Here is a 20,027-nt window from a genome sequence, read left to right as displayed (position 1 = left end):
GTATAATGTAAATAATTAATTGCAACTTATATATTAATAGAATTATTAATATACTCAATACATTTCTCTAGTTCTTTTATAGCTTCCTTAGAATCTTTTATATCATTACGTTTCTTATTATCAAAATCTAGTTCGATGGTTATAATTCCTTTATAATCATTGAGTTTCAATATACTTAGGAATTCTTTTAATGGCAGTTCTCCATTTGATAAAATCTTGTGTTCATCGCCATCTTTAAAATCACTAATGTGTATGTTTTTAACTAACTCCTTAACTTCACAAAACATTTCAATTATAGATATTTTACTTGCTGCACAATGAGTTGTATCAAAGGTAATAGATACATTGTTCTCTCTAATGAACTTAGTAAATTCCTTCATGTTGCCTAAAAAACTACCCTCAGGATAATATGGTAAATTTTCAGTAGTTATATATGACTCATTCCTATTTGTATATTTTAATATGTTTTTCTTATGAATATCATCCAAGGTTTCCGATATTGTCCTAAAATATTTTCCTAATACCATATGTGAAACTATGAGTTTTGAGTCAAAAATCTTAGAATAATTTAGACACTTTTCAATCCAAAAATCTTCACTTTCATGGCGTGAAAATGCTATAAATTCTAATGGCGTATGAATACTTAACACCTTTAATTTTCTGTCATCTATTTCTTTTTTTAACTGATTTATTGGTATATCTATAAAAGCTTGATTTAAGAATAACTCAATATTCTTGCAGCTTATAGCTGCGATTATATCTAAAATTTCTTTATAATTTTTCTTGTAATACATACCTGTAGATATAGATATCTCCATTTATACTTCCCCCTATGAATGTTTTTCACATATAAATAATCCAGAACGTTTTCTTATAAATATATTTTCATATCTTCTAATCTTATTAGTTAAGAAATCCTTAAAATCTTCTTCTCTACCCTTTAATATATCCTTTATATTTCCAGGCGTAGAATATATATAATCTAACAAGGGTTCTACATCATCTATTATCAAAGAGTCCTCATAATTTTGTAATTTTACTTTATTGAAATACTGTTCTAACTGTTTTTGTCCGTTTTCTAGACTAAACTCATAATCTGAATCTATTTGTTCTAGCATAATTCTTCTATCAAATTCCTCAACTAAATCCTTAAGCTCAATCATATGCTTATCTCCAATAGTAGATGTATAAAAGTTACCATCTTGTTTTAAAACTCTATTAATTTCTGAAAATACTCTGCTTTTATCCTTTATATAAAATAACATATGATTTGCAATTACAATATCAAAGGTTGAATCATCAAAAGGAATATCCTTTGCATCAACAGTTTTAAATATGAAATTACCTTCTATACCATCTAGATTTCTCTTAGCATCTTCAAGCATTCCTTTAGAGATATCTGTCATATATATTTCACAATAATTAGGAATTCCATTTTGATTTTTACACCATAGAATACCATTACCACAGCCCAATTCAAGTATTTTCATTTTTGGAGTAATCTCCATATTATTAAATATCCATTTATGCCATCCATATTTATTAGTACTATACATGTCATGTATATTTATTCTTGATTTTAAATTAGAAGAATTTTTATATTGATCAAGAATTATGGTCTCCGCATTTATTGCTTTAATTATATCTACAAAGCTTTCCCATTGAAGCTCATCATTAGTTTCTATCATTTCTTCTGTTTCTTCTATAGATTTTATAATTAAATTCATATGAAGAAGCTTATCTTTTAAAATTTCCTTTTGTGACCTTAATGAAATCTTTAAGTTATTCTTTTCAATATCTCCTTTAATTGCTTCTCCTATCTCTTTTAATGAGAAGCCTAAATATTTTAGTGTTAAGATTTTCTGAAATTTAGCAAAGTCACTTTCACTATATAGCCTATATCCAGATTTACTATAATCTGAAGGCTTTAGTAATCCTTTTTTATCATAATATCTTAAGGTTCTTATTGTAACTCCAACTCTTTCAGCAAATTTACCTACTGTATAAAATTTTTCTGAATTATTACTCATCATTCTCATCACCCAAGGTAATTATATACAATGACGTTGGGTCATGGTCAATAGATTTTTATTTTTAATTTTTATAATTATTTGAGATAACTAATATATTAATCTAATTCCATTACATCAAACCTCTTATAATTATTCTATAAAAATAAGGAGCTATTCAGCTCCTACTTATTATCTTTCCATTATTGTTTTCTTTTTTTCTTTTCTACCACTTAATCCAAAAGCCATTTCTCAGCTTCCTCAACATTTTTAAACACTCTAAAGTCCTTACCTTTATTGGTCTCAGAAACCATTTCTCCAAATCTTCCCTTAATTTTTTCATCGCTAGGTAGAATAGCCGCAACCTTTATATGATAGTTAATGAACTTTTGTAGCATCATTCCCGCTACCTTCGTCTTAAGATTAAAGAAATCCTCTGAAAGTACTTCTCCATGAAGCATCACATAATTGCAGTTATTTCCAAAGCAAGCGCCAACTATATCCAATACATCTTCCTCTGAAGAAATCTGCACTTCTGATGAAATATATTCAATATAGCTTTTATCATTTTTATTCACTATTTTATAATTCAACTCCACTACCTCCTTATTCATAACATATTATTTTAAAATTATAAAGATTTTTGCTCCACTAGAAGGGCGATTGAACTCATCATATCTTCGATAAATCTTACTCCACCCCATAACATTGCTCTTAATCTATTTTCCTGCTCATAATATCTTACATTAACAGTTGAATTAGCCATTCTAGGGTCCTTACTATTCATTATAGCTATTAGCGTATTAGATATTCGCATATATTCGTCCTTACTTACTTCATTAATATCTACAACGGCAGATACATTTATTTTTTGCTTTATAGTTATCCCTTCATTATCAGTTGAAAAATCAATATCTGCCTCTTCATTGGTATTTTGAGGTTTTACATTAACATTATTTTTCTCCATAAAAACACTTAAGTCATGACCAGAAATCCTCCACTGCTTTCCAACTTTGCTAGCTCCCAACTTACCTTCTGTTATAAATTTTCTTATGGTCTTATGATGCATACCTAAAATTTCTGCAACTTTATCTATTGTATAAAACTTATTTTCCATCTAAAACATCCTCTCATAACTACTCTATGAGAGGATTATAATGAAATTTATTATACTTGTCAATTATTTTATTATACTTTATTGAGCTTTATTGTATTTTATTATCCATACCTCTACCCTTATATGGATTTTAATAATACTTTTTTTGAAGATAGATTATTAAAAATTGTACCTATCTTTTTCTTATGAAATAAAAATTAAAAGGTACACTAGCATTCTTCTCTAAATTTATGTTTTATTTTTTTTATACTCTTTGCCCCACTTACGGATTTCATTGATTAAAAGAACTAGCGATACCCCCTTTCCAGTTAAAGTATATTCAAAAGGTGCTTGCTTACTACGACATAAAGTATCCATCGAAGTCACACTCTCCTAACAGTAAGTATCCTACTAAAAAGTGCGTACTTTCTTTTTATTTTGAATTCATTATACTAAATATTGGTAATATATTTAACTTTTACCTATTTATAGTTTTAATTTACAATGCAGATTTCAAGTTAAAATTTTAAAGACGTCAATAGTTTATGAATAATTTAGGTTATAGACAAGGATTTAAATATGGGGTTAAGATTTATTCAACAAACTAGTATATAAAATTTAATACTCTTTATTTTATAATATTATTGAAAGGAAGATATTTTTATGACTTTTATAGAATTAGTAAAAGAAAGATACTCTTTAAGAGATTTTGACCTTAAGAAAGTTGAACACGAAAAATTAGATTTAATCTTGCAAGCTGGTCAATTAGCTCCTACTGCTGTAAATTATCAGCCTCAAAGAATTTTGGTAATTGAAAATGATGAAGCACTTTCTAAACTAAAAAATTGCACAATTTACCATTTTAATGCACCTATGGCTTTACTTATATGTGCTAATAAAAATGAATCTTGGAAGCGTAGCTATGATGGAAAAATCCATACTGATATTGATGCAAGTATTGTTGCCACACATATGATGTTACAAGCAACAGAGCTTGGATTGGGCACAACATGGGTTGGGCATTTTGACCCAATTGCTATACGTAAAGCTTTTAATATACCCTCAAACTTTGAGCCAGTGTGTATTTTCCCAATAGGTTATCCAAGTAAAGACGCAAGGCCTAATCCTAATCACACAAAGCGAAAAGATATTTCACAAACTGTTTCTTATAATCATTTTTAAGTAAATAATAAGAGATGTATTTTTTAGTAGAAATACATCTCTTGTCCATGCTTCAAGTTTTTTACGTCCTTATTTCTCAATATATTTACTACTTTCTTTAATAATAATGCTGATATATTCTCTTATTATCGCTTACATTCCCCTTATTAAAAGTGTCATTAATGCTTTTTAAACATTAATGACACTTTCACTCTGTATTACTATATCTAGGTAATTTTATTAAATTCTATAAACCCAAACTTCTTATATAGATTATAAGCAGGTTTATTATCAGCATGAACATCTATAATGATATCTTTTACATTTTCCATCCACATATCGTTTATACATCTGGATAATAACGCAGATGCTACTCCTCTATTACGATATTCTGGAGAAACATGTACTGAATAAATGTGTACCCTTTGTTCTTCTTCTGGGAATCCTATTAAAATACCAATAGCTTCACTATTATCATATGCAGTTATAATATACCTTTTTGAAAAATCCCCGAAAATACAATTTTTAAGATTGGTAATAAATTTATCTGGTTTTTTACCTGCAAGATCTGGATCTAATGTCCCCTCAATGAATCTTGATAAACAATATTTTAATTCTTCTTCCAATTCTATACCTTCTAAAGTCAATTTCTGTATTTGAAATTTAGATGAATTTTTTACTTGCTCAATTCCACTTTTTTTAAGTTGTACTTGCACTTATTACTCCCCCATTTATTAATAATCTAATCTCATAATGTGTTCACTACCAAATACTTGTCCATTAAAATCAAAACCTAAACTCTTATATAAATTTACAGCATGAATACTTTCTTTATGGACCCCAAGAAAAATCTTATTATGTGACTTATCTTCCTTTATAATCTCTAAAAGCTTCTCTAAAGTTTTTTTGCCATATCCTTTTGATTGATAGTTTTTATCAATCATCATTCTATAAATCCAATATTCGCCATCATCTTCATCAATACAATACATTATAAATCCTACCATGGTATCATCATCATATACTGCAAGTGGCATACATTCTGGTTGTACTTTTGCTTGAGCAATCGAAACTGCATTAGATGTGACAAAATCAAGCTGCTTTTCTGCAACAGTAAGTTCAATGCAATCCCAAAAATTTTCTCTTGTAATCTCTTTAAACACTACCAACACAATTACCTTCTTTCTAATGAAATAAATTTATATTTTTTTACTATTTTCTAATAAACAGTTGTAGCAGTTTTTTGCTTCTTCTAAAGAACTTATATCTCAATGCTAAATTAACATATATTTTTTCTTACACATACATGTAGTTATTGATCTTTAATAACTACATGTTTTATTTAATGTCACATATTTTCTTTTTTATGATAATATAAAAAATTAAATCCATTTTCCTTTGAAGTACCAATTAAATCCTCATGGATGTGATAATCAAAGTTATATTCCTCATCATCCTCAATCCCCGTCATCTTCTTGGCATCACAAGCAAGTTTTAAGAATACATCTCTATTAGTTGAGACTATTAAGAGATTCTTAAATCGCTTTGTAGTTAACTTTCTATCAGTTAACCAGCGGTTAGGATACTGAATATATGTTTCTTCAATAGTTATATCTTTAAGTTCTTCAGAAATTGTATTCACTTCTTTAATAGCTTTAAATATTTCTTTAGCTTTAAGCTGAGTTGCATGATAATTTATAAGTACAATATCCATATCAAATATTCCATATCCCCATATATTCCTATATTCATTTAATTTTATAGAATTTGTTGGAATATATATAAGTTGTTGAGACTCTGAACTTGAAGCTAGAATAAATAATTTTTTAAGGAACTCATAGGCAGTTGAATTGCCCAGTATTGCCTTGTCCCAACCTATTGGGTCTATAGCTGTAAGCTGCTTCGGTATTTCTAAAGGTACATAAATATATAATTTATTATTTCCATGCAATATTGTTTTTCTTACTTTAAACTTCATATTTTCCTTCCTAATCTCTAAATTTAATAATTAGTTGTCCTTCTAAGATATAAAACATTTCATCTTCATTTTCATGGTTAATATTATTAACAATATTCCAGTAGTCTCCAATAATTTAGTCAAAGACTACTGGAATAATATATAAAATATATCTACACCTTCTGGAAATAGGGCTAGCATTTTCTCTATCATTGCAGATGCAATCCCTTTTCTACGATGGTTTGGATGAACTGCCATGCAAGAAAGACTGTTTGCATTATAAGAAAATATCATAACCCCAACAATCTCGTCATCATATTTCACACACAAAGCAGTTTTCCTTTTTATATTTTTAACCACAGTCTCTCTGTAACTATTCGTACCATTAACTCAATTTAATCTTGGAAGGTTATCTTTAACAAACTCAAGATATCTATTTGAAATTTATATGGAAATGATCCAAGAGACTATGAATTAGAGTTTTCACTATAATTTTATAGAATTATTCTGTAAAAATTTCTAGATATCCGATGATTTTACTTATATCATAATCTTCCAATATTCCTAAGGACGGATCATAATACTTTCCATTATAAAATAGCAAGAGATGACTGCACTTTTCAGAACGAGTATTTATAATACAACATTTAGGTAACTCCTTTACCTCATTTCGCATATAAACCATTTTAGATGAATGAGCAATTCCATAGTAATCCAAGGTTTCAATTACCTTACTCAAAGATGCTTGCCACCTTCTTGATCTCATAACATTAACTACTTCTTCCAGCGATACCCCTGCCAGCATTGCTATACAGACTTGTCCACACATCCCGCTTTGTGGCTGAATAACACTTTCTAGTTTATCTATTCTTCGTATAGGATTTTCAATACTGTATGGACTATTATTATTAATTCGAGTCAATCCAACAATTATTTCAAAAGATACATCTAATTCTATATGATTTTCTATTTCCTTAAGAATTGGTTTTGTAATTGGTATATAATAATTTCCATCACCTTTAGGTACAAGCTTACATTCAAAAACCCTATTATTCACTGTGACTTTTACAGGTATCATACCTTTTTGGTTACATACTTCCCATACATTAAAAGGTATTGCTATAAATGATCTTATACCTTCCTTTAATATTTTTCCTTTAAACTGATACTCCATGGCTCCCCTCCTAAGAATTTTTTCTTGATTTTATTACAATCTACGCTTCTTATACCTATCTTGTAAATAACGTATAGCATTAAAATAATATTTCTAACCTTGTATTGATAGTTATCACTGTAACTTATAAATCCTAATAGCTTGTATAAAAATTATACCATTTCACTCTTACATATAATACCTAATATTCTAATATTTATACAAAATAAAACAGTAGATATTAAATCTACTGTATATATAGCTGCTAAATTAATGCTGATAGCTCTCTAGATATGGTATTACCCCAGAATATACCTTTAGCTGTTAATCTATATCCTATATCATCTGAAAGTACATAACCTTTTTCAAGGAGCTTATTTAAGAACTCCCTATACTTATCCATATCTTTATACAATGTTTCATTTTTAGGTAGATATATGGTTTGAATATCACCCTTAAATTTTACTATTTCCTTATATGAACCGTGGATTGTCATAGTTTGTCTCTCATTAAAATTCTTAATACTCTCTGCATATTTATCTATTTCAATAGGATTCATAAGCATAAGCCCATTTACACTTCCACCTGCTCCTGCTCCCAATGGCAAGGTATCAGCTCCCTTATGCCTATTCATAATATATTTATACTGGTCATCTTTAACCATCTTGGTAAGCTCTAAAAATTTATATCCTGCTGACTCCATATGATTCACAATAGTATCAAACATGAGACTATCACTATCTATATTTTGAGCATTATTAATGGTGGTTTCCTTCATATCTATAAGAGAATACATAGAAAATCCATTTAAATCAAGGGCTATCATCTTATTTAAATCTTCTACTAAATCCTCAATACTTTGACCTGGGTAATTATATATTAAATCCATACTAACGGTATCAAAGCCATATTCTTTTAGTTGCTTTAACTTATCATAAGCTCTTTGTCCATTTCCCTTTCTTCCCATAAGAGCTCTTCCCTTATCATTAAAGGTTTGCACTCCTACTGAAAGCCTGTTAACTCCCTCTTCCTTAAGCATAGCTATTTTTTCATCACTTAGCTCAGAAACTGTAGTTTCTATAGTGATCTCAACATCATCTGCCAAATTAAAGTTTTTATGAAGAGCTCTGAGGATTTCCCTAAGTCCTCCTGTAGCTAGGGTGGTTGGAGTTCCTCCTCCAAAATACACTGCTCCAAAGGTGGTGTTTTTAATATGTGGAAGTTTTCCATAGGCCTCAATTTCACTTGTTACTAAGTTATGATACTCCTCAGTAGGTTTTTGAAGGCTACGTCTCATATTGCAAAAACTACATATCTTACTACAGAAAGGAACATGTATATATATTGTTGAATTTACTTCAGAAGTATTACTATTTTCATCTGATGAACTTAATACTTCTACCACATTTTTAACTCCTCTAATATATTTCTTTCCTTCCGCCATTGCACTATGATGGGTTTTTATTCTCTTCTCAAACATAGACTAGTACAACCTTTCCCTAAATAACTGTGCTCCTGCCGCAATATCTATCTCACTTGGGTGCTTACTTGCTATTTCATATCTCTTTAACTTTTCTGGAGTTATGGCATGTGGATTTCCCTCAGGAAAAGACTTAAATCTTTCTATTATACTGTCACTTAGCTTGCCTTGACAGATATATTTACCTATTACTTGATTTTTATCCTTTACTAGGTTCTCACCATTCATAAGGGACTTCCATCCATGGTCAGTATCTGGCCAATATGCTAGAGTTGCAAAAATACCAACTTTTTTCCCCTCAATAGTTTCTAAAAATTTCTTTGCTTCCTCATTAGGACCACCTTTGTCCACCCAATATCCTACTAATACTACATCATACTGAGACAAGTCTTTAACTTCTTTTACTGGCATTATTTCTTTTTCACCTGAAAGCTCTTCATAAATACCCTCTGCTAATTTTTTTGTATTCCCTGTTAAGCTTGAATATGTTACTAATATTTTCATTATTATTCTCCTTTACTTCATCCATTAATTTGTGAACACATTTCACAGGATCTTTCTTTTATTTGAACTGGTGTCATATACTTACAAGAATTCACAGGACACCATCTAATTACTGAATCTATTCCATAGACCTCCTTAATTCTACTTTCCGTAATAGCATTAGAAGCCTTGTCATCATATATAATCTTTCCTGCCTTCATAATTATAATATTATGGCTGTATTGCAAAGCTTGATTTATATCGTGTAATACCATAACAATTGTAATTCCTAAGGATTCATTTAACTCTTTAACCAGCTGTAATATCTCAAGCTGATAATATATATCTAAATATGTTGTTGGTTCATCTAAAAATAAAATATCTGTTTTTTGAGCAAGTGCCATGGCTATAAAAGCTCTTTGTCTTTCTCCACCAGAAATTTCACCTACTGGCTTATTCCTTAAAGGCAAAAGTTTTGTAACCTCCATAGCCCATTCTATTGTTTCCTCATCCTCTTTAGTTTCCACATTCCAAAAATTCTTATAAGGGGTTCTCCCATAGCTTACTAGCTTTTCTACTGTAAGATCACTTGGTGATGTATTCTGCTGATGAACTATGGCTAACTCTTTTGCGAAAATTTTTGCACTCATAGCTTTTATATTCTTTCCATCAATGAGAATGTCACCTTTACTTTGTGTCAATTGCTTTGCAAGTAAATTTAGTAATGTGGACTTTCCTGATCCATTTGGTCCTAATATTGTAGTTACTTCACCTTTTTTAAGTTTTATATTAATGTTTGCCATGAAGTCTTTATCATCATAGGAAAAATATAAATTTTTAGCTTCCATAAGACTTACCACCCTTTCTTAATTGATATAAGAAGAAGGGCCCTCCAAGTACTGCCATAACTACTCCTACAGGTATTTCATAGGGTCTTGCAATATTTCTTCCAAAGGTATCTGCTAACAGTAGCACCAGTGAACCTAACAAGGCTGAAAATGGTATTAGTGTCTTATGGTCAGAGCCTACCATTATCCTTGATATATGTGGAACTACTAAGCCAAGAAACCCTATTACTCCTGCAAAGGAAGTTGATATCCCTGCTAAAAATACAGCAACTACAGATATTATCATCCTTTGAGCATTTGGATTAATTCCTAAACTCTTAGCCGTCTTATCTCCTAATGCTAAGATATTACATCCCTTAAACATTGGAAAAGCTATTATTAATCCTATAAGTGTGTATATAAACATAACTCTTATATCTCCCCAGCTCTTTCCACTAAGACTTCCATTAAGCCAATTTAATACTCCTGATAACTTCTCACTATTTAAAATTGACATCATGCTAGTTATTCCTCCAAGCATAGCATTTACGGCAACTCCAGCAAGAATTATTCTCATAGCCGATATGCCATTTTTCCATGCCAGTGAATAAATCATAATGCATGCCACTGCACCACCTACAAATCCCCAAAATGGAATAGTTGCAGTAGCTCCTGGCATATATAGCATTAAAAACATTACTGCCACGCTAGCACCTGAAGATATACCTGTGATTCCTGGATCTGCTAATGGGTTTCCCATCACAGCTTGCAAGAGTACACCAGATACTGAAAGATTGGCTCCTACAAGTAGAGCCATGATTATTCTTGGGAGTCTTATGTCCTTTACTACGCCTATATTTCCACCTTCACCATTAAGGATTCCTGTTACAAGTTCATGTAGAGGTACTTTAATACTCCCGACTCCAATTGCAAATACTATAGATATAATTAAGAGTATTCCTACTATAGAAAAAGCTCTAATTTTCTTTGTCATACTATTTCCCTCCCATTCTCTTTTTCTATTTCTCTGAGTAGAATATATCTACTAATTTTTCCATCGCCTCTCCAGCTAAAAGATTTGCAGACATACCAAAATATCCTGTTTCAAGAGCATGAACTTCATTGTTTTTTACTGCATTAAAATGCTGCCATGCTTCATTCTTCTCAAATTCCTTTTCAAAAGCCGCTTTAGATTCCTCTGGATTTGCATGAGTCATTAATAAAATCATATCTGGATTTTTCTTTGCCAAAAACTCCATGTCTACTGGAACAAAGCTTCCCTCAGTACCCTGAAGAATATTTTTCCCACCTACATGCTTTACCAAATCACCAACATAAGTTGATTCTGTCGCTACCATAAAGTTCCCTGAAGCTCCAAAAACAACTAGTACAGAAGGGCCTTTCTTCCCTTCCATTTTTTTAGATATCTCCTCTTCTTTTGCTGTAAATCCACTTATTAATTTTTTTGCTTCAGCTTCTTTATTAAAACGAGCTCCTACTTGTGTAATACTTTCTTTTAAGCCATCATAACTAGAAAGGTTTAAAAACTCTACTGGGATATTTAGATTATTAAAAGATGCCTTTAAATCTGCAGATAGTGTGTTTACTGACACCACTGTAGTAGGATTTAAGGATTTTATAACCTCCATATCTGGTTTCATTGGATTTCCAATTTTTGTAGTATCTTTAACACTGTCTGGTAGTTTATAAGAACTAGTAGGTACTCCTACCATGGGAATCCCCATAGCATCTAAAATCTCAACTACTGCTACAGATGAACCAATAATTCTCTCCTCTGAATTCTTCTTTGGAGTCTCTGCCGTAGCTTCTACATCCCCTTTTGAACTTTCTGCCTTACTTGCGCACCCTACTGCCATAAATGCTAATGCAAATGTTAAACATAATGATAATATTTTCTTGCCCTTCATTTTTCCACCCTTTCCAAGGTCCTAAACCCCGATACAATTATTTATAATATTAAACTTATTTAAGTTAGCCTATGCTAACCATTCGATAATACAAGTCTATCATCTATTTGCAAGAGCATGTTATAAAATATTTAGATTTTATTTTTAAAGATTTAGATTTTATTTTAACTTCCTATTTAAATAGAATCTTAGTAAATCACTCTTTAAAAGTGACTTATAACTACTAATATTTTATTTTTTATTAATACAATATTAAAATATAAATTTTCATTATTTACTATTGAATAAATTATTTTTGTGCTAAACTCATGTTGTAATGTTTAGATATGCGGTCGTGTTCAGATAAAACTTTACAGAGAATAACAATAAACCTTGAAATTTAATAGGTGATAAAGGAGTGTTTATGGAAAATCTTTTGAATCATTTAGATATTTGTATATTATTATTTTGTGGTAACACTATTGGCGCTGTAGATTTATTTAAGGACAAGTTTAATTCTCTAACTAAGAGTTTATCCTTTACTGATTATAAGTTGTATCTATCTTCCCTAAATATTAGTATTTATAACTATATACTACGAGAGGAAAATGTATCTCTTCATCAATGTTGTTATGAAAATAATTTAATTATCGAGGAGTGTAATAGTTCTTCTAATTTAATTGCCCTTGGAGAAAATATAGTTTCTTCTTATGGCAACTGTTCTGATTATCTTATAGAAAGATATGACAATCCACATATAAAGAAAGCTTTAATATATATTCATAATCATATCCATGAGCCATTAACTCTTGCTAATGTGTGTGAAAATATAAATATCAATCGCTGCTATTTGTGTGATATCTTCAAAAAAAATGTAGGCACAAATTTTAGCGAATATGTTACAAGGCAAAGAATAAATTTAGCAAAGAAACTACTTTCCCATTCTGATTTGCCCTTAGATATTATAGCTAGTCGATGTGCCTTTTCTAATAATTCTTATTTTTGTACCACATTTAAAAAGTTTACTGGAAAAACTCCATTATCCTATAGGAATCGATTATTAGGCTAACAAATGAGGAATGTCTGAGGAGCGTAAACTGTAATAACCCATGTTAAATTGGATTTAAATAGACAATTCGGTTATTTATAGATTAGTGGAGGTGCCTTATGAAGCTAAAGTCGAAAAAATATAAGGTGTTTTTTATACTTATGATTTCCATAATTGGAATCATTCTTTTTTGCTTTTGGCAAAATAATGATATTGTGATAACTAATATTATATATTCAAGTGACAAAATATCTGATGCTTTCAATGATTACAAAATTGTGCAGATTTCCGATTTACATAACAAACAATTTGGTAATGAACAAAAAAAGCTGCTTGAAAAACTGAGAGAAACCCAGCCTAATATGATTGTTGTAACTGGGGATCTGATTGATAGCAAAGATACAAATTTAGATATGGCAATGAAATTTATTGATGGTGCAGTAGAAATTGCACCTGTCTATTATGTTTCTGGTAACCATGAGGCATGGTCAGGAATATACGATGAATTTAAGCAAGATTTATTAGAATCAGGGGTTTCAGTTTTGGATAATTCAAAAGCTGAGATTTTAATTGGAGAATCTAATTTTCAGCTGCTTGGAATTGCAGACCTAGAATTTTTATCCTCTGATTATTTATACAATGATGGTCAATATGAAGTGGGAGAAAGGCTAAAATCTCTTGCAGATGATAATAGCTCCTCTTTTAAAATTTTACTTTCTCACAGACCAGAACTAATCCATATATATGCTGAAAATAATATTGACTTAGTTTTTACTGGTCATGCTCACGGGGGGCAATTTAGAATCCCCTTCATAGGGGGATTGGTGGCACCAGACCAAGGATTGTTTCCTAAGTACACAAGTGGTACCTACCATAAAGGGAATACAACTGAGATAGTGAGCCGTGGATTGGGAAACAGTGTCATTCCTGTTAGAATATTTAACAGACCAGAAATTATAGTAGTTACATTAAAGAAAGAGTAACCTCAATATTATAAGCACAATCCTACAAATAAAGGATAGCAGTCTTAGTTGAGACTGCTACCCTTAAAATATCCCTGTCCACAGGGAGCATAAAATTGATTTTACTTACTTATTTCAATAGTGAATTCCTCTCCTACTTGTTTAAAGTCGTTACTCATTCTTCCACTACTTTCTGGAAAAGCTACTGCATAAGGAGTAAGGGTTAAAGTTTTCGCATCTTCTGAAATTTTTGCACTCTCTTTCATTATTCCTTTTCCATCAACTTGACTGCTACTATAAAATGTAACATCATTATCTAAATTATCTTTCCCTATTAATTTAATATCATATGACTTTCCTTTTCCTTCTATTGAATAATAAATCTTTTGTCCTATGTCATTGCTAGTATATTTTTCTAATACTATTTTATTGCCATTCTCTAATTTAAAATCATAATCTATATCGCTCTCTATGGTGTCTAGTGATAACTGATCCCCATTAGTTTTAAATTCAAATATCCATGGTCCTTTTCTTTTTCCCTCTCTCTCAATGTCAATATATGCATTTTCATATTTTATCTTTATATTTAAATCTCCTTTTGAAACCTCTTCATCTAATCCATAGAACATTACACTCTCTACGGTATAATCATCTATTTGCTTAGCTGAACCACCTGCTACACTAGACATATCCTTACCATTTATATAAACATCTCCCGTTGTACTTATAGACCCTGCTTCTCCTAACTTAGTATCTGATTTTAAAGTTGTAGAAACAATTAATTCATCCTTATCTAAGATAACTTCATTTAATTGAATTGTTACTCCATCTTTAGTTATTGCCTTATCAACTACAGTTTTATAATCTGCTAAATTCTTATTAGTACCTAGGTAATTCCCTATATCAAACATCATTAATCTTATGTTTGCTACTGCTTCGTTTCCAATATTTGTTCCAAACAAAGTCACTGCTAGTACCCCTGCAGCCACAGCTACTGCAACACCCTTGTTTTTTCTACTCTTATTTTTATGAATAGTTTTCTTGAATTTATTTTTAATTCTTCTCTTTTCAATATCATTAAAGCCTTCTTTTTCTAATTCTTCTAGATTTATTGAGTTATCGTTTAACATATCATATATATTCTTTTCCATAATGCTATCCTCTACTTTCTACTATTTTAAATAATCTTCTCATTTTCATTTTTCCTCTAGATAGTCTATTGTAAATTACATCTTTTTTAAGTCCTGTTTCCTTACTTACCTCGTCCATATCTTTCTCTTCTACATATAATTTAAGAAAAAGCTCTCTATCCTCTTTCTTTAAGCAATTTAATAACTGTTCTAAATCTTGATTTAGCTCCTTTTCGATAATTTCCTTATGAACTGAATCCTCTACACTGATATTTAAATCTTCTATATTGTCATACTGTGAATTCTTTAAATATCTTCTCTTATAGTCAACGGATTTATATTTTGCAACGCCAGCTAACCAGTTCTTAAATTCACTTCTACCTTCATCAAAGCTGTTTATGTTATTCCAAACAGCTAAAAGTATGTCATTTATACATTCCTCTTGGTGATTTTCTAAACCATACAAATGTTTCCTTACTGTAGCCTTAATAATCCATCCATAGTTGTCTAGAAGGTACTCTAAGGCTTCTTCATTTTTCATCCTCAGTTGATTTATGAAGTTTCTATCAGAAATTCTCATTTTTTACTCCTTTTCTTAAACAAGCTTGTTTTTAACCCTTACACTATATACTTCGTTTCTATTAAGGTTAATTCTATCAGAAATAGAAATTCTTTTTAAAAAAATTAAACCTCTACATTATTTTCATGTAGAGGTCTTATTTTAATTCCTTTAATTTGATTCATTGATTTGAATATTTTTTAATGCTACTACAAGCGCATTCATACATTCTTCAATATCATTATCACTGGATTTATCATTACCTAACTCAATTAAAACAGATCTGTTGGATAAATCTTGATTGAAGAAATTAATTCCTTTATTGAAATAGAAAATTGATGCTTCAACATTACTGGATTTTAATATCTCCTGTAATAGTTCATTTGCAAATCTATTATTTTCATCATAGTGTAGATTCTCCTTTGCAACTACTAACATAATCTTTTTAGTATCACTTTGAGGTGCATTAGAGGTATCCCTATGAATGTCTAATAAAATAGAGTTTTCATAGCCTTTTACCTTTGATTCTATTAATTCTCGTGTTGTTTCATATGCCTTTTCATAAGTTGTTGGCTGAATATACTTAATAAATTGACTATTTAACCCCTCACTAACAAGTTTATCATTGATTGATGAGGCTACATCAGTGACATTGAGCCCAGATGGATATGCTTCATGTGAATGAGTATTATAGATAACTATATCAGATGAAAAAGGTGCTAATGATTTTGTATCCTCAATAGTTTTAAGAGTTTCTCTTTCATTTGGTAGAGTTGTTAAATTATCCACATTATCAGAAAGGTTTTTCATTAAAGTATTTATTCTAGTTCCAGTATTTTGCTTATCTCTTAACTCTGAGTATGTATAACCGAATGCTGTACATAAAGCGAAAACGGAGATTGCAATGACAATATTCTTACGAGTATTCTTCATTACTGTACACTTCCTTTCTATAGATTTATATTCAAATTAGAAAGGATTTATTACTGATAAATCTCCTATACTAAGTATTAGAGTATATTAATCCTTCTGCAATTCCTTTAAATATCTCATTATATTCTCTGACTCACCTTTGCAATATTCAAAATTAAAATACTCTGCTGCTTTTAAATATATCTCATGGAAGAACTCACACATTTTAAATAATTTAATCCAAATATCATCATTTTTAGCTGTATCTATTATCAAATCCATGATTTTTTTCACTTCGCATGTTATCCCTCTATTTGCTCCATCCTCACTGGAGATATTATATGAATCTGATTATCCAAACTTTTATTTTTTATAAGACATACCGAGCAATTATTCGTAAATTCTAATATAATCTCATCCTCTTCTAAGGTATTAATGGCTTCAATAAGATATTTAGAATTAAATTTAATTTTTATCGGCACTCCCTTAGATACTATATCTAATTCACTTCTACTATTCCCTAACTGTGAATTAGCAATTATAGCCATAGTGTCCTCTTGTATGTCTAATATTACTGTACTTAAATTCCCTTCCTTGCCAATAATTGATGCTCTTTCTAAATCATTAAGAAAAGTCTCTCTTTCAACTATAATACTCAATTTATGTTCCTTAGGAATATATGATTCATATCGTCCTAAATCTCCATTTATCAATGTTGATATAATTTTAGTTTGTCCACATTTAACCAATAGGTGATTCTTAGTGAAAGTAATATTTACAGCCTCATCTTCCCACTGCAAAATTTTTTCTATTTCATTTACCGCCTTTGTAGGTATAACAGCACTAAATTCAGTATCATTTTCAATATAATTATAAGAAATCGCTGCTCTAACCCCATCTAAAGCTACCATATTAAATCTACCATTTTTGAAATCAAATAATACGCCTAAAAATGTTGGCCTATAATATTCTTGACTCGAAGCAAAGCTAGTGCCTCTAATCATATTTTTCACCATACTTTGAGGTAGTGAAAATACGTTATTTTCTTCAATTTGTGGTATTTGCGGAAAAATACCTTCATCCATATATACAATATTTGCTATATCTTTTTTACAAATTATTTGTATGTATTTATGGTCTATTTTATTTATACCAATGATCTCCTCTGAAGATCTTCTTATTATATCTCCAAAGATTTTAGAATCAACAACTATGCACCCCTCTTCATATACCTTTGCCTCAATAGTAGTTTCAATACATAAATTTTTCTCTCCACCTGTTAAAATAATTTTATTATTTTTAGCTCTTATCAAAATACAATTTAACAAATTAGTTGCCAATTTTATCCCTGTAACTTTTTGAGTAGTTCGTATAGCACCAAGAAAAATATTTTTATCTACAGTAAACTTCATTTTATCTATATCCCCCTCATTTGATAGCTTGTCCAGTATAATTTCCACCAATAATAATTTATGAATATCTCATAACTTATATAGTGATTATATCAACTTATATTTAAATAATATACTTTTATGCTTATTTTTTACATTGAATAGCTTCACTTCTCTTACTTATTCTTATAAATTTGCAGTATCATTTTAAGTTTTTCTACATAGATTTCAGAATTATTTGATAAATCGTGATAAATATCACAGTATCCCTTTATTGATTGTTATTATAATAACAATATATGCAAGGTATTTAACCTTATACTGTGGAGGCGTTATTTATGTTTAATGAAGATTTTGGTAAAGTAGCCATAGCTGCTAAAAGCAAAGTAGAATTATTGAAAAATAATAAGCTTGGCTACTTCATTAGCTCAATGTTAGCTGGTGCTTTTGTTGGACTTGCTGTTATGCTTATTTTTACAATCGGTGGATTATTAAATTCCTCTAATTCACCTTTAACTAAAATTGCCATGGGATTATCCTTTGGTGGAGCTTTAAGCTTGGTAATATTTGCTGGCTCTGAACTATTCACCGGTAATAATTTTACCATGGCGGCAGGATATTTAAATAAATCAGTATCTTTAATGGATGCATTAAAAATTTGGATAGCTAGTTTTAGTGGTAACTTAGCTGGTTCAATACTAGTTGCTTATATGTTTTTCTTATCAGGACTTTCAAAGGGTCCCGTTGGAGACTTTATAGTAAATACCTCAGCTACAAAAATGACTTTACCACCTTCAGAACTATTCTTTAGAGCTATATTTTGTAATATTTTAGTTTGTCTAGCGGTATGGTGTAGCTTTAGATGTAAAGAAGAATCTTCAAAATTAATAATGATCTTCTGGTGTTTATTTATGTTTATCACCACTGGTTTTGAACATAGTGTAGCTAATATGACTTTACTTGCAATAGGTTTATTTACACCACATCCAACTACGGTAAGTGTGTTAGGATATGCGTACAATTTATTTTTTGTAACCTTAGGTAATATGGTTGGTGGCATATTATTTCTAGCACTTCCCTATTATTTGATTTCAAAAAATAAAGTGAATTAAAAAAATATTGATTCACTACGCAGATTATCTAATAGATGTTTTAAATCAGGCTTATTAATGTATATAAGTTTCAATTAAGTTTCTACATTATATAAATAGACTATATTATGAAAATTAGATTAATTAGAACTTTATATTATTACTGTTCAACCGTTTCGAAACCTTGATTTACTAAAGCTCTATGAAAGTAAATCTAATGTTCCTGCAAATGGTATTCACATCAATAATATAAAGTTCAACTTAAATAAATTATAAGAATGTCTATTTGTATTATGTAGTTTTATTATTGTAACTTATACATATAATTAAAGCCACCAGTAAAAATCCAGTGCTTTTTTCTAATTCTATAGATCTATATTGCTGACTTGGCCTTAAGACACTTTGAAAAGTCTTCTAATTATATCCATATAGTAATCTTCAAACCTATGTATATGATATCAATATATGATATTTACCAGTAAATTAGCTCTCCTTTTCCTCTATAACTCCTGTAAAATCTAATATTCCACCTCTTAGATTATAAAGTCTATTAAATCCTTCCTCTTCCATTAGGCTACAAGCCACACTACTTCTTACTCCAGCCTCACAATAAACAAGAATTGGTTTATCCTTATATTCTTCTAATTCCTCAATCTCTCCTTCTAATTCCTCTACAGGAATATTTATTGCATTTGGAATTCTATTTTCCTTGAATTCGTTAACTCTTCTAACATCTATGATTAATAATTCACTCTTTTCCTCAATTAGTTTTTCAGCCTGTTTATTATTTATAGATTTTATGTTATTCATAACTCTTTACCTCACTTAAACTATATTAAGTCAATTATAATAAGTTATTAT

General features: G+C 29.9%; 25 protein-coding genes. 4 read left to right on the top strand and 21 right to left on the bottom strand.

The window, feature by feature from the left end; all coding sequences use genetic code 11:
• Positions 1-26: 26 nt before the first annotated feature.
• The 5 genes from ACI48Q_RS01300 to ACI48Q_RS01280 form a co-directional block, all read right to left on the bottom strand.
• The gene (locus tag ACI48Q_RS01300; protein WP_474917239.1) at positions 27-818 is read right to left on the bottom strand and encodes a sugar phosphate isomerase/epimerase family protein; all 792 of its coding nucleotides are present in this window, start codon (positions 816-818) and stop codon (positions 27-29) included.
• Between the two features lie 12 nt (positions 819-830).
• Positions 831-2,033 carry a MerR family transcriptional regulator gene (locus tag ACI48Q_RS01295; RefSeq protein WP_474917238.1) on the bottom strand — a complete coding sequence of 401 codons (1,203 nt, stop codon included), beginning with the start codon at positions 2,031-2,033 and terminating at the stop codon, positions 831-833.
• 209 nt (positions 2,034-2,242) lie between these two features.
• Complete coding sequence (locus tag ACI48Q_RS01290; RefSeq protein WP_474917237.1) at positions 2,243-2,602, bottom strand: DUF4180 domain-containing protein; 360 nt, start codon at positions 2,600-2,602, stop codon at positions 2,243-2,245.
• Positions 2,603-2,640: 38 nt separating this feature from the next.
• On the bottom strand, positions 2,641-3,126 hold the full coding sequence (locus ACI48Q_RS01285; RefSeq protein ID WP_474917236.1) for a helix-turn-helix domain-containing protein: 486 nt from the start codon (positions 3,124-3,126) through the stop codon (positions 2,641-2,643).
• A 228-nt stretch (positions 3,127-3,354) separates the two neighbouring features.
• Positions 3,355-3,483, bottom strand: a complete 129-nt coding sequence (locus ACI48Q_RS01280) for a winged helix-turn-helix transcriptional regulator (RefSeq protein ID WP_474917235.1) — start codon at positions 3,481-3,483, stop codon at positions 3,355-3,357.
• A gap of 285 nt (positions 3,484-3,768) precedes the next feature.
• Here ACI48Q_RS01280 and ACI48Q_RS01275 point away from each other — a divergent pair, with 285 nt between their 5' ends.
• A complete protein-coding gene (locus tag ACI48Q_RS01275; RefSeq protein ID WP_474917234.1) occupies positions 3,769-4,287 on the top strand; it encodes a nitroreductase family protein in 519 nt (172 codons plus the stop codon).
• Between the two features lie 206 nt (positions 4,288-4,493).
• Here the strand turns inward: ACI48Q_RS01275 and ACI48Q_RS01270 are convergent, their stop codons facing one another.
• The 10 genes from ACI48Q_RS01270 to isdE form a co-directional block, all read right to left on the bottom strand.
• Positions 4,494-4,982: a GNAT family N-acetyltransferase gene (locus ACI48Q_RS01270; protein WP_474917233.1), complete on the bottom strand. Its 489-nt coding sequence runs from the start codon at positions 4,980-4,982 to the stop codon at positions 4,494-4,496.
• An 18-nt stretch (positions 4,983-5,000) separates the two neighbouring features.
• Positions 5,001-5,438, bottom strand: a complete 438-nt coding sequence (locus ACI48Q_RS01265) for a GNAT family N-acetyltransferase (RefSeq protein ID WP_474917232.1) — start codon at positions 5,436-5,438, stop codon at positions 5,001-5,003.
• A 176-nt stretch (positions 5,439-5,614) separates the two neighbouring features.
• Positions 5,615-6,244: a hypothetical protein gene (locus ACI48Q_RS01260; RefSeq protein WP_474917231.1), complete on the bottom strand. Its 630-nt coding sequence runs from the start codon at positions 6,242-6,244 to the stop codon at positions 5,615-5,617.
• 126 nt (positions 6,245-6,370) lie between these two features.
• Complete coding sequence (locus ACI48Q_RS01255; protein WP_474917230.1) at positions 6,371-6,583, bottom strand: GNAT family N-acetyltransferase; 213 nt, start codon at positions 6,581-6,583, stop codon at positions 6,371-6,373.
• A gap of 142 nt (positions 6,584-6,725) precedes the next feature.
• Entirely contained in the window at positions 6,726-7,397 is a 672-nt protein-coding gene (locus ACI48Q_RS01250; RefSeq protein WP_474917229.1) for a DUF1905 domain-containing protein, read from the bottom strand.
• A gap of 244 nt (positions 7,398-7,641) precedes the next feature.
• Positions 7,642-8,856, bottom strand: a complete 1,215-nt coding sequence (locus ACI48Q_RS01245) for a coproporphyrinogen-III oxidase family protein (RefSeq protein ID WP_474917228.1) — start codon at positions 8,854-8,856, stop codon at positions 7,642-7,644.
• Positions 8,857-8,859: 3 nt separating this feature from the next.
• Positions 8,860-9,360: a flavodoxin family protein gene (locus ACI48Q_RS01240; protein ID WP_474917227.1), complete on the bottom strand. Its 501-nt coding sequence runs from the start codon at positions 9,358-9,360 to the stop codon at positions 8,860-8,862.
• Positions 9,361-9,377: 17 nt separating this feature from the next.
• Positions 9,378-10,187 (bottom strand): ABC transporter ATP-binding protein, encoded by an 810-nt coding sequence (locus ACI48Q_RS01235; protein WP_474917226.1) that lies wholly within the window; start codon positions 10,185-10,187, stop codon positions 9,378-9,380.
• The gene (locus ACI48Q_RS01230; RefSeq protein WP_474917225.1) at positions 10,177-11,160 is read right to left on the bottom strand and encodes a FecCD family ABC transporter permease; all 984 of its coding nucleotides are present in this window, start codon (positions 11,158-11,160) and stop codon (positions 10,177-10,179) included. The genes ACI48Q_RS01235 and ACI48Q_RS01230 overlap by 11 nt, the downstream gene beginning before the upstream one ends.
• Before the next feature lie 25 nt (positions 11,161-11,185).
• On the bottom strand, positions 11,186-12,094 hold the full coding sequence (gene isdE, locus ACI48Q_RS01225) for a heme ABC transporter substrate-binding protein IsdE (protein ID WP_474917224.1): 909 nt from the start codon (positions 12,092-12,094) through the stop codon (positions 11,186-11,188).
• A gap of 403 nt (positions 12,095-12,497) precedes the next feature.
• Between isdE and ACI48Q_RS01220 the strand changes: the two genes are divergently transcribed.
• Both ACI48Q_RS01220 and ACI48Q_RS01215 read left to right on the top strand, forming a co-directional pair.
• A complete protein-coding gene (locus ACI48Q_RS01220; RefSeq protein ID WP_474917223.1) occupies positions 12,498-13,142 on the top strand; it encodes a helix-turn-helix domain-containing protein in 645 nt (214 codons plus the stop codon).
• A 98-nt stretch (positions 13,143-13,240) separates the two neighbouring features.
• Positions 13,241-14,104 (top strand): metallophosphoesterase, encoded by an 864-nt coding sequence (locus tag ACI48Q_RS01215; RefSeq protein ID WP_474917222.1) that lies wholly within the window; start codon positions 13,241-13,243, stop codon positions 14,102-14,104.
• A gap of 101 nt (positions 14,105-14,205) precedes the next feature.
• Here the strand turns inward: ACI48Q_RS01215 and ACI48Q_RS01210 are convergent, their stop codons facing one another.
• The 5 genes from ACI48Q_RS01210 to dnaN all read right to left on the bottom strand — a co-directional run bounded on the left by ACI48Q_RS01210 (position 14,206) and on the right by dnaN (position 18,096).
• A complete protein-coding gene (locus tag ACI48Q_RS01210) occupies positions 14,206-15,234 on the bottom strand; it encodes a DUF4179 domain-containing protein (RefSeq protein WP_474917221.1) in 1,029 nt (342 codons plus the stop codon).
• A gap of 4 nt (positions 15,235-15,238) precedes the next feature.
• The gene (locus tag ACI48Q_RS01205; RefSeq protein WP_474917220.1) at positions 15,239-15,793 is read right to left on the bottom strand and encodes a sigma-70 family RNA polymerase sigma factor; all 555 of its coding nucleotides are present in this window, start codon (positions 15,791-15,793) and stop codon (positions 15,239-15,241) included.
• A 150-nt stretch (positions 15,794-15,943) separates the two neighbouring features.
• The gene (locus ACI48Q_RS01200) at positions 15,944-16,705 is read right to left on the bottom strand and encodes a stage II sporulation protein P (RefSeq protein ID WP_474917219.1); all 762 of its coding nucleotides are present in this window, start codon (positions 16,703-16,705) and stop codon (positions 15,944-15,946) included.
• An 87-nt stretch (positions 16,706-16,792) separates the two neighbouring features.
• Entirely contained in the window at positions 16,793-16,978 is a 186-nt protein-coding gene (locus ACI48Q_RS01195) for an aminoglycoside 6-adenylyltransferase (protein WP_474917218.1), read from the bottom strand.
• Between the two features lie 8 nt (positions 16,979-16,986).
• Entirely contained in the window at positions 16,987-18,096 is a 1,110-nt protein-coding gene (gene dnaN / locus ACI48Q_RS01190) for a DNA polymerase III subunit beta (protein WP_474917217.1), read from the bottom strand.
• Between the two features lie 317 nt (positions 18,097-18,413).
• On the opposite strand from dnaN, the gene ACI48Q_RS01185 reads away from it, so the two are divergent.
• Positions 18,414-19,187, top strand: a complete 774-nt coding sequence (locus ACI48Q_RS01185) for a formate/nitrite transporter family protein (protein ID WP_474917216.1) — start codon at positions 18,414-18,416, stop codon at positions 19,185-19,187.
• Between the two features lie 462 nt (positions 19,188-19,649).
• Here the strand turns inward: ACI48Q_RS01185 and ACI48Q_RS01180 are convergent, their stop codons facing one another.
• Positions 19,650-19,976: a rhodanese-like domain-containing protein gene (locus ACI48Q_RS01180; protein WP_474917215.1), complete on the bottom strand. Its 327-nt coding sequence runs from the start codon at positions 19,974-19,976 to the stop codon at positions 19,650-19,652.
• Positions 19,977-20,027: the final 51 nt, after the last annotated feature.

The organism is Clostridium sp. LXY-7, assembly GCF_056172015.1.
This window is presented reverse-complemented; position numbering and strand designations above follow the sequence as displayed.

Bases quoted from the DNA above. Each gene is read 5' to 3' on its own strand.
- ACI48Q_RS01205 (WP_474917220.1), bottom strand. From the start codon at position 15,793: ATGAGAATTTCTGATAGAAACTTCATAAATCAACTGAGGATGAAAAAT.
- ACI48Q_RS01275 (WP_474917234.1), top strand. From the start codon at position 3,769: ATGACTTTTATAGAATTAGTAAAAGAAAGATACTCTTTAAGAGATTTT.
- ACI48Q_RS01240 (WP_474917227.1), bottom strand. From the start codon at position 9,360: ATGAAAATATTAGTAACATATTCAAGCTTAACAGGGAATACAAAAAAA.
- ACI48Q_RS01260 (WP_474917231.1), bottom strand. From the start codon at position 6,244: ATGAAGTTTAAAGTAAGAAAAACAATATTGCATGGAAATAATAAATTA.
- ACI48Q_RS01235 (WP_474917226.1), bottom strand. From the start codon at position 10,187: ATGGAAGCTAAAAATTTATATTTTTCCTATGATGATAAAGACTTCATG.
- ACI48Q_RS01245 (WP_474917228.1), bottom strand. From the start codon at position 8,856: ATGTTTGAGAAGAGAATAAAAACCCATCATAGTGCAATGGCGGAAGGA.
- ACI48Q_RS01180 (WP_474917215.1), bottom strand. From the start codon at position 19,976: ATGAATAACATAAAATCTATAAATAATAAACAGGCTGAAAAACTAATT.
- ACI48Q_RS01220 (WP_474917223.1), top strand. From the start codon at position 12,498: ATGGAAAATCTTTTGAATCATTTAGATATTTGTATATTATTATTTTGT.
- ACI48Q_RS01200 (WP_474917219.1), bottom strand. From the start codon at position 16,705: ATGAAGAATACTCGTAAGAATATTGTCATTGCAATCTCCGTTTTCGCT.
- ACI48Q_RS01210 (WP_474917221.1), bottom strand. From the start codon at position 15,234: ATGGAAAAGAATATATATGATATGTTAAACGATAACTCAATAAATCTA.
- ACI48Q_RS01185 (WP_474917216.1), top strand. From the start codon at position 18,414: ATGTTTAATGAAGATTTTGGTAAAGTAGCCATAGCTGCTAAAAGCAAA.
- ACI48Q_RS01295 (WP_474917238.1), bottom strand. From the start codon at position 2,033: ATGATGAGTAATAATTCAGAAAAATTTTATACAGTAGGTAAATTTGCT.
- ACI48Q_RS01300 (WP_474917239.1), bottom strand. From the start codon at position 818: ATGGAGATATCTATATCTACAGGTATGTATTACAAGAAAAATTATAAA.
- ACI48Q_RS01280 (WP_474917235.1), bottom strand. From the start codon at position 3,483: ATGGATACTTTATGTCGTAGTAAGCAAGCACCTTTTGAATATACTTTA.
- isdE (WP_474917224.1), bottom strand. From the start codon at position 12,094: ATGAAGGGCAAGAAAATATTATCATTATGTTTAACATTTGCATTAGCA.
- dnaN (WP_474917217.1), bottom strand. From the start codon at position 18,096: ATGAAGTTTACTGTAGATAAAAATATTTTTCTTGGTGCTATACGAACT.
- ACI48Q_RS01285 (WP_474917236.1), bottom strand. From the start codon at position 3,126: ATGGAAAATAAGTTTTATACAATAGATAAAGTTGCAGAAATTTTAGGT.
- ACI48Q_RS01215 (WP_474917222.1), top strand. From the start codon at position 13,241: ATGAAGCTAAAGTCGAAAAAATATAAGGTGTTTTTTATACTTATGATT.
- ACI48Q_RS01230 (WP_474917225.1), bottom strand. From the start codon at position 11,160: ATGACAAAGAAAATTAGAGCTTTTTCTATAGTAGGAATACTCTTAATT.
- ACI48Q_RS01250 (WP_474917229.1), bottom strand. From the start codon at position 7,397: ATGGAGTATCAGTTTAAAGGAAAAATATTAAAGGAAGGTATAAGATCA.